Below are 12093 nucleotides of genomic sequence, written 5' to 3' on the forward strand. Positions count from 1 at the left end.
ATGAAAAGCCTGCTGGTTATCAGCTGCCACCCCCCTGCCCGCCTGGCGGCCCGTGAAGCGCTGGACCTGGTGTTGGCTGCTACGGCCTTTGGCGTGCCCACCGGACTGCTGTTTATGGACGATGGTGTGCTCCAACTGCTCAAAGGTCAGGATGCAAAAGCCGCAGGTCAAAAATCCCTGTCGGCTAATCTGCAGGCGCTTGAGCTTTACGGCGTCGAAGATGTGATGGTTTGCCAGCATTCGCTGGCTGCGCGCGGTCTCAAGGCCCGGCAATGCCTGCTGGACAGCCGCGTGGTAGACAGCGCCGAAATCGCCAGCCTGCTTGAGCATTACGATCAGGTAGTATCGTTGTGAACCCCTGTATCGGAGTCAGGTAGACCGCATGCTGCATATTCTCAGGCACCCCCCCCAAACGGATCATCGCTTTGCCACCTGTTTGCGCGTACTCGCCAGCCAGCAGGGACTGCTGTTGATAGAGGAAGCCATTTACGCGCTACTGCCTAACTCCCCCTCGGTCGGTCGCCTTGGGCTACTGCCTGCCTCTGTGCAACTCTATGTGCTGGAATCCGACATGCTGGCCCGCGGGCTGGCTTTGGACGATCTGCCGGCCCGCGTAAAGGTGGTCGATTACAACGGTATGGTTAGGCTCTGTAGCGAGTATCCCAAGGTGGTCAGCTGGTGAACCACAGCATTCAGCTCGCCGAGCGCTGTATAGCGCTGGACCCAGAGGGTTTTCTACTTGATCTAGACGATTGGTCAGAGCCCGTCGCAGTCATTCTCGCCGAGCGCGAAGGTCTTGAACTCAGTCCTGAACATCTTGAAGTCGTTCGGCTGCTGCGGCAGTTTTATCAGCAGTACCAGCTATCGCCAGCCATGCGCCCGTTGGTTAAATATATTGGCCAGCAACTAGGTGTCGACAAAGGCAGCAGTCTTTATCTGCTACGCCTGTTCCCCGGCAGCCCGGCCAAACTGGCGAGCAAGATCGCCGGTTTGCCCAAGCCGGATAACTGTCTTTAACCTCAACCGTGAACGGCTGCAATAGTGGTGAGTATGACCAGTTGATCGCCCTGTTTGAGCTTCAGCGGGACGTCTCTTGCCGGGTTGAGCTGTAATCGACGGCCCGCGTCATCGGGCTCATGGCGATAGACCCCCATGGCTGTTTCACCTTGCAGCGCAGCCACCGCCTCCAGGTCGGCAAAATTGTTCACGCTGTGCATCGGATAATCCGCTTGGGAGCGATAGAGTATTTCCGGCCCGCCAGCGGTAAACAACTCCTCAATGACCAGGCTCAACTCTCTGCGCTGAGCGATCTGCGCCATCAGATGACTGAGGATCATGGGGCTGATGATGCACTCGCCTCGATTGCGTGCTACCAGCGCCTCGTTGGAGGGGTCGCTTAGCTCAAGCAATAATTGTGGCTTCTTCTCAAGGCCCTTGAGCAGCTCATCGACCACCATGTACCCGACCATGGCCCGCGCATCGGCCTCCTCTCCAGAGCCAAGCTGGTCACTTGAAATCAGCAGAATGCTGTCCCAGTCCCGCGTCAACACCGGTTTGAGCAGGCTCTCCAACATGAAGTCACCCTGCATGTGCTCACAGCCTATCAATGCCGTCCGCTCGCTATAACGGCTCATGGCCTCGCGTTGCTTCGTTTCATCAAGCGTAGAGAGCAACTGCACGCGAAAGCGCTGTGGGCTGTAAGAGGCCAGTTCGTCGATCAGCGCCGGCAGCCGGTTGTTCCAGCCGAGAATCAGCACCCTCACTTCCCGGTTGACGCCCGCGGTGACGGAGGGATAGCTGATCGCTGGACGTTCCAGCAGACGCAGCTTGTCGCCACGTTTTTGAACCGGATTGGCATCAGCGTACTCCCTTGCCAGCATGACCAGTTTGTCCCCCGGGCCAACAGTCTCGCTTGAGGGTGCATTGAGCATTGATACCCACTCATCGTCATCAGGGCGCATTAGCCCGCACACAATGGCTGCTGGGCAAGCAGCAGCCACCTCTGCCAGGCTCATGCCCTGGCAGCCGTCGCTGGAGCGTACATAGAACTCGTTGCCTTCATGCACCGACATGACTTCACCGAAAAACTCGGGCAACCCCGGATGAATAATGGATTGCGCCATCAGTCTACTGACGATCGCATCACTGGCCAGAATTTCCAGCGGCCCCTTGTAGGCCCGGCGCATGATGTTGACCTTGCGCACATCATCTACTTCGGCGACCACATAAGGCGGGGGTTGTTTGGTCAGGTGAGCGTGGGCCTGCAAGGTCAGCAAAGCCTTGATGGTTTCCATATCGCCGGTAACCAGATCGCTGCCGCCTTGGGAGCGGCCAGGGATCATCACGACTGCAGCTTGCATACAGGCGACGCGGTGCAGCGCCTCAGGCTGCAGAGCGGTGCCGGAACGCAATATGATGTGCTTGCCGTGACGGCCGATACCTGGTTCATCACGCAATTCCTGCATGCGTTCGGTGTTCACCTCATCGGCGAGAATCACCAGGCGCACGCGCTTGGTTTCCTTGGCCAGCAGCAGACGCTGAATCCCACCTGAGGTGTCTAGGATCTCTCTGATCAATGGAATGGTCCGGTTGGTCCAGCCGAGGATCACCACATGATTGCGAATGGTCACTGGCGTCAGACCCTGCTCCAGCGTGGTCATACTACTGATCAACCAGCGGGTCATAATGGCCACGAGCGTACCCATGAATACCACGTAACCCATGACGGTCAGCGCGGTAGACACAATACGTCGCCAGATGCCCTCATCATCGCCCAGATAACCGGGATCAGTCAGGCGCAAAAACGCCCACCAGACCGAATCAGCCAGGGGCATATCCGCAGCGGCCGAGGGCCAGGCCAACCAACCGCCGATCAACGAAATGAGGCCGATAAAAATCGCCACCACCATCAGCTGATAATGAGCGCCCTTGACCAATTGCCGCTCTAGAATGTAGCGCAGGCGACCCACAAGGGTAAAAGGCAGCATGGATGTTCTCTCTCAGGATCAGATACTTACAAGCCTACCGAAAGCCTGTTAGATTGGCCATCCGATAACACTGGGCAAGGCACCAACACGGATCCCGATGGACAATTTGCATAATATTATCGGCCTTACTCTTGCCGTGCTCTACTGGCTTTTAACGGCAGCCGTCACCATACGGGTGGTCATCTTCCGGCGGCCCGTCAGTGGCACGCTAGCCTGGCTACTGGTGATCTACATACTGCCGGTGTTTGGGGCAATATTGTATCTGCTGCTTGGCGAATTGAACCTGGGCCGCAAACGCGCGGCACGCGCCCAGGCTATGATTGAACCCTACCTGGACAATCTCAACAGCCGTTTCGATGTCGATAGCATACCTATGCCTGGCGGCCACCTGGCGCTAGCGGTACACCAGCTGTTGGCATCCAGAATGGGGTTGGGCACCCTCGGCTATTCACGCATGCAGGTACTGAAGTCGCCAGACGCTATTTTCATGCAGGTTATCGAGGATATCCGCCAATCGCGCGAGAGCATTCGCGTGGAGACCTACATCTGGCATGCCGGTGGCCGGGTCGATGATGTAGCCAATGAGCTGATCGCCGCCAGTCGTCGTGGCGTCAAGGTCAGCGTGCTGATCGATCACGCCGGTAGCCGGCCGTTTTTTCGTTCGAAATGGCGCAAGGCAATGGTCGACGCCGGCATTGAAGTGGTTCCCGCCCTGCCGGTTAAATTGCTGCGCGCATTAGTCCACCGTATTGATCTGCGCATGCACCGCAAGCTATTGATTATCGATGACCGCATCGCCTTTACCGGCTCCATGAATATGGCAGACCCGTTAGTATTCAAGCGCAAATCCAAATCTGGCCCTTGGGTAGACATCATGCTGCGGCTGGACGGTCAGGCAGCCTCGGGATTGGCCAAGGTGTTCGCCTGGGACTGGGAGGTAGAAACCGGTCAACGTTGCCTGCCTGACTACTATCCGGCGCCGGATCAATGTAACCAATGGCTGTCGATTATCCCCTCCGGCCCTGGGGTGGGTGAAGATCTTATTGGTCAGGCGGTGTTATCGAGCATTTATCGGGCGAACCACCGCATTGTGATCAGCACCCCCTATTTCGTGCCGTCAGAAGCGATCTTCGACGCTCTCTGTCAGGCGGCGCGTCGCGGGGTGGAAGTCATCCTGCTGCTTCCCAAGCGGAATGATTCGGTCATGGTCGGCTGGGCCAGCCGATCCTATTTCGAGCTGCTGCTTGAGGCGGGCGTGACTATCCAGCAGTTTGAGGGCGGCTTGTTGCACACTAAAGCCATGCTGATGGACGACGAGCTGGCGCTGGTAGGCAGCCTTAATCTGGATATTCGCAGCCTGCAATTGAATTTCGAATTGACGGTGGCACTGTTTGGGCACGACAGCTGTACCGGGATCAAGGCGCTTTTGGAATCCTACATGAGCAGCTGTACACCGTTAGATCTAGCGCACTGGAAGCAACGCAGCCGCCCTGCCCGTATGCTGGAAAGACTGATGTTTTTCATGAGCCCGCTGCTATAACTGCCCCTGGGCTATAGCTATAACGCCTCAGCCAGTAAATACAAATAATTCTTAAATGCTTATTGTTATCGAATCTAGCCAGTGCTAGTCTGCCAATGAGATTGATTCTTGTTTAAGACCGCGAGGCTACTCCATGCGCATCTACATGCTGCCACTGACCATCACTGCCACTCTCATGTCCGCCAATGCGGTGCAGGCTGAGCGGATATATCATTACAAAGCCCACTCTTCAGCGCAGGCGCAGAGCCACAACACGTTAGAGCGCACCGGCACTGCCAAGACGCGTGCTGATGGCCCCGCAACCGCGCTATAACTGATCTTCAATGGGTAGCCAGTTAAGCATCCAGGCCATAAATCGGCGGGCTCTGCTCGCCTCGGGCTCGCTATTCCATTGCCGGCCTTCGGCATGCCATTGCAATCGATCGCCTTCGCCAAGACGCAATTCGAAGGCGTAATCATCAGCGGTCCAGGCCTGAAATAAATCCGCCATACGGATCGCCAGATCTTTCTGATACACCATTACGCCCGCTTCGGTGTTCAGCGTAATGGATCGAGGGTCAAGGTTGATCGAACCAACAAACAGCTTGTAACGATCAAACACAAAGCTTTTGGCGTGCAGGCTCGCTACCGACTCACCGATGAAGGTATTGGGACGCTCCTGCTTGGCCGCCATGGGTTGCAGTTCCCATAGCCGGATACCTTTTTTTAACATGGGGATGCGATACGCAGCATAGCTGCTATGCACCGCCAGTACGTCGGTAGTGGCCAGCGAGTTGGTGAGCATGGACACATCAGCCCCCTGTTCGACGACACGCCCGAGTAGTTCGACCCCGCGGTCGCCGGGGATCAAATAGGCTGACTTGATCAGCAGTTCGGATTGCACGTCACGTAGGTGGTTCGCCAATATCCGCGCCAGATAGGGTACTTCATTATGCTCCGACTGGGCATCAGCCTTGACCGGCGGATCAGCCAGCCAGTCTGCATGGCCCCAATACAGTTTTAACCGACCCTCAATCAGATCCCGGCTGAAGCTTTCTTTTTCCATTGCCTGGATATAAGGCCGTTGGGCCTGCTTGTCGCGATGGAAAGCCAAGCCTTTGCGCATACGATTAAGGGTACCCTGCTTGGCATTCGCATAGATCACACTGGCGGGTATGGCGTTAGGGCTATTCCAGAACGCATCAAAGCTGGCGGAGGCTTCCCGGCTGATCGGCCCAATTCCCAGCAGATCGACATCCTGAAAGTCCAGTTCGCTCAGGGCGTAATATTCATCGCCAATATTCCGCCCGCCGGTGATCATCGCCAGATTATCGGAGACCATCAGCTTGTTGTGCATGCGGTTGTTAATACGCCCGAACTCAACGATTTTGCTGGGCAATTTGAACCACTTGTTACGAACACTAACGGGGTTGAATAGACGCAGTTCGATATTGGTGTGCCGATCCAACGTCGCCACTGCCTTATCGGACATGCTGTTGCCAATATCATCAAGCAGTATGCGTACCCGTACACCTCGATCTGCTGCCGCCAAGAGTCGATCTGCAATCAGGCCACCGGTGACATCTCCGCTGTAAATATAGTATTGAAGATCAATACTGGTTTGGGCCATGTCGATCAGCTGCAACCTGGCGGATAAAGCATCGACTCCGCGATCAAGCAGGTGAAACCCTGACATTTGCAAGTCATCCACTGGCTGTTGGCGCATATAGGCGCTCAACGAACCCTGGTCCGGCACTTCAACGGCGTAACTGGCCGGCATATCATGCTTGGGCAGTGGGGTTGCGCAAGCAGTCAGCCCGCCCAGCAGCGCGCACACACTACCCACCACTACGTATTTTGTCAGGCGCATGGCGCTCTCGTTATATTCAGGAAAGGGCTGCTTGGATGCTCATACTAGCAGCCGCTCGCGCGAACCACTATTCAGAGACCACCAGTTGGTATTCGGTACGCCGGACACCCTGTGTGTGCATCACCACGTAGCCTTGCTGAGAAGGAGTAAAGCCCTGGGTCAATGCAGCACTGAACAGTGCCCGCCAGGTGCTCTCCACATCAGCCTGCTGCGGATCAAAGTTAACACTCAAGACCTGCTGCTGCGGCGTTCGTTCCAAAACGTAATTGGCCACATTAGCGCCGCCGAGGGCATTTACCGGAAAGCTCACCAGCATCGGCAGCTGGGTATCAGTCATTGCGCTCATATCTTGAATAGCAAGTGTCAGCGGGCCAGCAATCTTCATCTTGCCGCGCCGCACAGCCGCCATGCCAACCTGGCGAGCGATACTGCCCATGTCGTTACGCAAACGTTCTGGTGTCAGTTGCATGTTGCGACCAAACAAGACCATTGCTGGCCGCTCCAGCAGTCGGATTCGATAGTCCACTCCGGTATCACGAAGGATCAAAGTATCGCCAGCGCGGATATCAGCTACCGTCTGCTGCGAAGGTGGTGGCGCGGTGTATACGCTGGTGCACAGCGGTCCTTTTACCCGGCTTCGCTCTGCATCTGAGAGTCGGCCGTTGACATCCAGAGCCACGCAGACCTGCTGATGGTAACCATCCCAGGCTTGTGCGGCGGCGCCGGCGTTGATCAGCAGATCAATCAAGGGCGCTTCGGCCTGCCTGGCGGCGATCAACAATGCGGTGCTGCGGCCTGCTTCGGCTTCCTGCCGGTCCGGCCCACCGACCCCAGCAAAAGCGACTTGTCTGGTTTGTGCATGCACGTTCGCACCGGCGTCAATCAAGCGGCGCGCGGCGGGCAGCAGATTGAGTTCGGCGGCGCTCATCAACGGCGTTTTGCCCCATGCGTTGGCGGCATCAGGATCAAAACCTCTTTGCAGTAACAGCTCCAGGCTGGCCGGGCTGGCTACCGCAGCCATCAGCGCCGGGCTCTGGTCTGGCCCCAAGCCGCGTCGGGCACCGAAGGTGTCGGTTTCATAGTTAACAAAGTCGTTGATCACATTGGCTGGTGCATCATTCAGCAGCACGCTGTACAGAGTGGCGAAGTGTCTACCCTGCTCTAGCGCACCTGCCGCTGGGGCGATAGCGTATCGCGCCGGGTAGCTATCCTGGGGTGTCAATGGCAGATCAGGGGCTTCAACCGGAGGGGCAAGATTCTCCATGCTTCTGGCCAATGTTTCGTGGAACAGCAAATCCGCAGCTGCCTGACTCTGAGCGGCGTCTAATCCCTGCGCGAGGAACATTTGAACCAGCTCCTGGTGGGCCGGACGTAACATCGGCATGACCTTGCGATACCCGGTTTTACTGCCCAGATTGCGTTCTGACCAGTTAAATAAAGCTTCCAACGCCTGGTCATTGCGCTGGTAAACCGCCGCTTCGCGGCCATAGCGTGAAAGCGCATCGGCACCGAGCAATGGCAAGTTCAGCAGCGTCCATTGGCGCTCCTTCCAACGCTGGAAATTATCGCGACGTTCGTGCTGCGCGTAACCGGGCAACGGGTCGCCAGCGATCTTGTTCAACTCCGCCTCCAGCGCGGCATATGCTGGCATGCCTGCCAGGGTATTAGTGCGTGGCGGCGTGAGATAGGTCTGAAATAGACACAAAGGCTGCAAACCTTGAGCTGACAGCTCATAGAGCCCACTGAATGCAGACTCGCCTCGAGCAGCCGGGGAATAGAAGCCCCAGGTTTCATTGACCAGCACAAGCGATCTGCCCGCGCGGCGGAATACATCAATGGAGCCGTAATCGCTTGTCTGCGAAGACGACACATAAGCCCGGCCGCCGTAGTTAGGCAGCTCGGCAACCCAACGCGGCAAGGTGCGATCATCCATTACCACCTGGCCATTAATCAGCAGGCCTCGCGCCCGATTCTGGTAGCCGGCGTAAGGCCCGGCATTGTATAGATCCACTCGGATTTCTCGACCATCCAGAGAGGCAACCGAGGTAGCGCTGTTACTTCCTGCCAATACAGTGGTACCGGGCAGCCGTGCAGGGTTTGGCAGACCATTGCGTTGCAAATCGTCGTTCAATTGATCCGCCAACTGCGAGCATAGCCCTGGCTCACGTCCGTCCGCCAATCGGTAGTCAACATAGGCGGAATACGGGTGCGCTGCCTGTTGTTGGGCGAGTGGTCGAGACGAAAGTGCCCAGGTAGCGAGGCGCTGTGCGCGGTCGCGGTAAGATGCCTGCAGACAAGCGACAGCGGCAGCGTCGGCTTGCACATCCGTGCCCGTTTGATTGTCCATACCGCATTGGGCTGCTCGGCTAAGCATCCATTGACGCTGGTTGGCTTCCAGGAGCAATCCGCCCGCAGTGTCAAGGTTCTGCACCAAGGTCCGATATTGATCAGCCAGTTGCTTGTCCTGCGCCGACAGCATCTCGCTGGCACAGATCTGGCGATGTACCGCGGGCAGAGCCCCCCCGCACTCGAAGCTAGCCCGGGTCTCCACCTGCGTCTGCGCCAGGCGCGGTGTAGTGTCGTGAAAAGCTACCGGCCCCGATACGGGCGCGGCGCAGCCGCTGATCAGAACCACTAACGCAGCTGGTACAGCAGGTTTGAAGCAGAACGGGACACTCATCAGATGCTCCTGATCATTATTATTTTATGAAAATGGCCGTGCCATAAATGGTGTACTGCGCGGCGCCCCCGGCAGGTGGTGCCGGAAACGGCCCGGCCTGGCGTATCGCGCGCTCTGCCGCAGCATCCAGCAACTCATCCCCACAGCGATCTATTTCATAAGACAGCATACGGCCCTGGGCATCGACGGTGATTTCGTATGGGATGTAGCACTGCCGTTTGAAGTCATTGGGGTCACCCTTGTAGCCCGGTGGTGGCTTGTAGACCGCCCCTTCGGGCCGTTTTATCTGGGCAATCACCTTATTTTTAACCGTATCGGCGTAACCAGAAGGTGCCATGCGTCCCCGCGTAGGAGCGTTTGCAGGCACCGTCGGTGGCGCAGAGAATTGCGTGTTGGCGCCGAACGAATGCACCGGGGGGCCCGCCGGCCTGGCAGGTGCAGGAGCAACAGCCGGTGGAGACGGCCGTGGCAGCGGTTCAGGCGTTGGTTTCGGAGTGGGTGCCGGCTCGGGTTCGGGTATAGGCTCTGGCTCTGGTTCTGGCTCTGGTTCTGGTTCTGGTAGAGGTTCCGGCTCCGGTGGCATTTCCACCAACTCCACTGCTACCACCATTGGCTCCTCAAGCATCACAGGCTGAGAAAAGCGGCCACTGAGCAACCAGGCAAACAGCGCCCCATGAACCAACACGGAGATCAAGATGATCAGCAGCCTGCCCGACCATGTCATCGTCGTTGTCGGGCTGTTCATCAGGGCTCCAGCTCTTCCGAGGCCACCAGGCTGATGCGCGTATAGCCGGTTTTCTGCAACGTATTCATCACCCGCATCAGCGTACCGTAATCCACCGCCTGATCGCCGCGCAAAAACAGCCGCGTTTCACGGTCACTGCCGGTGATACCCAGAACCAAGGCCGACAATTCACTCAAGAGCACTTCCTGCTCCTGCACGAATAACAGGCCGTCAGCCTGAACGCTGACATACACAGGATCCGTCGGCGGCGGACTGGCGGTGGCCGAATTGCTCGGCAGATCCACAGGCACATCTACAGTCGCCAAGGGTGCCGCGACCATAAAGATAATCAGCAACACCAGCATCACGTCAACAAAGGGCGTGATGTTCATTTCGGCGTTCTGTTGGTAGTTGTGACGTTTGACCATGGGGCCTGAATTGAACTGGATGCCCATGGCTATTTCACCTCGTCAAGCTTGCGCGACACGTCGGCAATCATCTCCGCAGAGAAATTATCCAGACCACCGACAAAGCCGTTGATGTCACGGGCAAATTTGTTGAAGATCATCACCGCCGGGATCGCGGCAAACAATCCCAAAGCCGTCGCCAATAGCGCTTCGGCGATACCCGGGGCGACAATCGCCAAACTCGCCGTTTTCATCGTGGCGATACTGGCGAAGCTGTTCAAAATGCCCCACACGGTACCGAACAGACCGATAAAGGGCGCCGTCGCACCAATGGTCGCCAGTACACCCATCATGCTGCCCAAGCGCGCCAAGTCACGTTCCTGAACGATGCTGGCGGTCAGCGACATGCGCTGCAAAAGCCGGTTTATCTGATCCGCATCGGCCTGGCGATGGCGACCGAAATGCGTCACTTCGGCTTGCGCCACCTGCCACATACGCCCCATCGAACTCTGCTCTGCCTGCTCCTGCAAGACTCCCACGTCCTGTTGGCGGAAGGCCTCGAGAAAACGCTGGTTGGCACGCCGAGCACGCGCGAAAACAATTAATTTTTCTATCAGCACTGCCCAGGTCAGCAGCGAGCAGAGCACCAGAAAGATCATCACCCCTTTGACCACCATGTCAGCCTGCACGAACATTTCGCGCACGCCAAAGCGCTCAGTGGCAACAGGGATCACCGATGCAACGGGGCCGGCCACTGGCTCACTTATAACGCTTCGCTCTACCTCAGCCGGCGTTGCCTCTTCGCTAGGTGTTTGCGCCATTACCAGGCTGGCTGTCATTCCGGCTAAGCCCATAAAAACCAGCAACGCCGCCAGGCGCAAGCGCGATTGCCAGCGTGATGAATGAAGACCTAGAGAACGCATGTCCATATAAACCCCGATTATTGATTGTTGTTGGGAGGAATGCTGGCGCCATCGTCTTCGGGCCCCAGGGAGTCAATTGCAAGAATGGCGTGCAATGTCGCTACATAGCGGGCGAAGGCGTCGCGTCCGCAGGTACTCAGACAAATCCGGGTGCGCGGCTTTTTACCAGCAAAATCCTTTTTGATCCGCACATAAAGCGCGCTTTCAAGGGTTACCAGATGCGCACCCAGGTTGCCGTCGGTGGTTTTCACGATGGCCCGCAAGGATACGAACTCCAGCCACTGATTGGGTCCCAGGGTATTGAGTGCAGCCATGATTTTCAGGCGAACCGGCTGGTGAATGATCTCGTCCGGAGTTTGCATACTCAGCGCCTCAGCCACAGGCCGAACAGCACAAATACGCCACCATAGGCGAAAGCCATCCACCACCAGAAAAAGGCGGTGAAGAACGCGTACCCAAGCAGGCACAGCGTGGCGACCAATACGCCGATCAGCAGATAGCGAGGGCGCAGATGCACGCCGCGAAACACATACAGCGTGCACACCAACAAAGGTGCTACCAAAGTGCCCTGCTGCGGAGAGACCGGCCACATGATGGTATTAATGACGATATGGAACAGCAGGATACTGCCAATCAATACCAGGTAACGCCAAGCGACGCCCTGCACCAATGGCACCGCACGCACAGCCAAGATGCAGCCAATGGCCAGAGCCAACAGAATAAGGGGTATCCAAATAAATAGAATCTGTTGGGGGAAAAGCGCCGTGAGGATAAAACCGATAACGTGCATGCTACCCCACAGAATCAGCTGATTGGATTCTGCCTGGTAGTCTTGGAACCCCGCGGCACGCGCATTGATCGCCGCGATATCGCGCAAAGCCTGGGCGGCCTCTTGAGCGGAAGGTGACATGGTATATCTCTGTTTTTCTTATTTGTATGCAAAGTACTCTATTTCACAGAGTAAAAAAATACAAGAGACCCAT

13 protein-coding genes are annotated in these 12093 nt (G+C 56.9%); 5 read left to right on the forward strand and 8 right to left on the reverse strand.

Features of this window, described 5'->3' with window-relative positions; translation table 11 throughout:
- From tusC to K787_RS0109925, 3 genes are read left to right on the forward strand one after another with little or no spacing between them, the layout of a single operon-like run.
- Complete coding sequence (tusC, locus tag K787_RS0109915) at positions 1-354, forward strand: sulfurtransferase complex subunit TusC (RefSeq protein WP_022962647.1); 354 nt, start codon at positions 1-3, stop codon at positions 352-354.
- Positions 355-382: 28 nt separating this feature from the next.
- Positions 383-682 carry a sulfurtransferase complex subunit TusB gene (gene tusB / locus K787_RS0109920; RefSeq protein WP_022962648.1) on the forward strand — a complete coding sequence of 100 codons (300 nt, stop codon included), beginning with the start codon at positions 383-385 and terminating at the stop codon, positions 680-682.
- Entirely contained in the window at positions 679-1017 is a 339-nt protein-coding gene (locus K787_RS0109925) for a TusE/DsrC/DsvC family sulfur relay protein (protein WP_022962649.1), read from the forward strand. Before tusB ends, K787_RS0109925 begins: the two co-directional genes overlap by 4 nt.
- Positions 1018-1019: 2 nt before the next feature.
- Here the strand turns inward: K787_RS0109925 and K787_RS0109930 are convergent, their stop codons facing one another.
- A complete protein-coding gene (locus K787_RS0109930; protein ID WP_022962650.1) occupies positions 1020-2987 on the reverse strand; it encodes a CASTOR/POLLUX-related putative ion channel in 1968 nt (655 codons plus the stop codon).
- Positions 2988-3084: 97 nt separating this feature from the next.
- Between K787_RS0109930 and cls the strand changes: the two genes are divergently transcribed.
- Together cls and K787_RS0109940 are read left to right on the forward strand one after the other, a co-directional pair.
- Entirely contained in the window at positions 3085-4527 is a 1443-nt protein-coding gene (gene cls / locus K787_RS0109935) for a cardiolipin synthase (protein WP_022962651.1), read from the forward strand.
- A gap of 133 nt (positions 4528-4660) precedes the next feature.
- Positions 4661-4840, forward strand: a complete 180-nt coding sequence (locus K787_RS0109940; protein WP_022962652.1) for a hypothetical protein — start codon at positions 4661-4663, stop codon at positions 4838-4840.
- On the opposite strand, the gene K787_RS0109945 is transcribed toward K787_RS0109940, so the two are convergent.
- From K787_RS0109945 to K787_RS0109975, 7 genes are all read right to left on the reverse strand, one after another.
- Positions 4835-6376, reverse strand: coding sequence for a phospholipase D family protein (locus K787_RS0109945; RefSeq protein WP_022962653.1), 1542 nt, complete (start codon positions 6374-6376; stop codon positions 4835-4837). The genes K787_RS0109940 and K787_RS0109945 overlap by 6 nt on opposite strands.
- A gap of 67 nt (positions 6377-6443) precedes the next feature.
- Positions 6444-9056, reverse strand: a complete 2613-nt coding sequence (locus K787_RS0109950; RefSeq protein WP_022962654.1) for a lysozyme inhibitor LprI family protein — start codon at positions 9054-9056, stop codon at positions 6444-6446.
- A gap of 19 nt (positions 9057-9075) precedes the next feature.
- A complete protein-coding gene (locus K787_RS24685) occupies positions 9076-9393 on the reverse strand; it encodes a TonB family protein (RefSeq protein WP_084672015.1) in 318 nt (105 codons plus the stop codon).
- A 407-nt stretch (positions 9394-9800) separates the two neighbouring features.
- Complete coding sequence (locus tag K787_RS0109960; protein ID WP_022962656.1) at positions 9801-10235, reverse strand: biopolymer transporter ExbD; 435 nt, start codon at positions 10233-10235, stop codon at positions 9801-9803.
- 2 nt (positions 10236-10237) lie between these two features.
- Positions 10238-11116 carry a MotA/TolQ/ExbB proton channel family protein gene (locus tag K787_RS0109965; protein WP_022962657.1) on the reverse strand — a complete coding sequence of 293 codons (879 nt, stop codon included), beginning with the start codon at positions 11114-11116 and terminating at the stop codon, positions 10238-10240.
- Between the two features lie 11 nt (positions 11117-11127).
- A complete protein-coding gene (locus K787_RS22735; protein ID WP_022962658.1) occupies positions 11128-11472 on the reverse strand; it encodes a winged helix-turn-helix domain-containing protein in 345 nt (114 codons plus the stop codon).
- 2 nt (positions 11473-11474) lie between these two features.
- Positions 11475-12020 (reverse strand): hypothetical protein, encoded by a 546-nt coding sequence (locus tag K787_RS0109975; protein ID WP_022962659.1) that lies wholly within the window; start codon positions 12018-12020, stop codon positions 11475-11477.
- Positions 12021-12093 lie beyond the last annotated feature (73 nt).

It is taken from the genome of Halopseudomonas pelagia CL-AP6, assembly GCF_000410875.1.
In the GTDB taxonomy this organism is placed as follows: domain Bacteria; phylum Pseudomonadota; class Gammaproteobacteria; order Pseudomonadales; family Pseudomonadaceae; genus Halopseudomonas; species Halopseudomonas pelagia.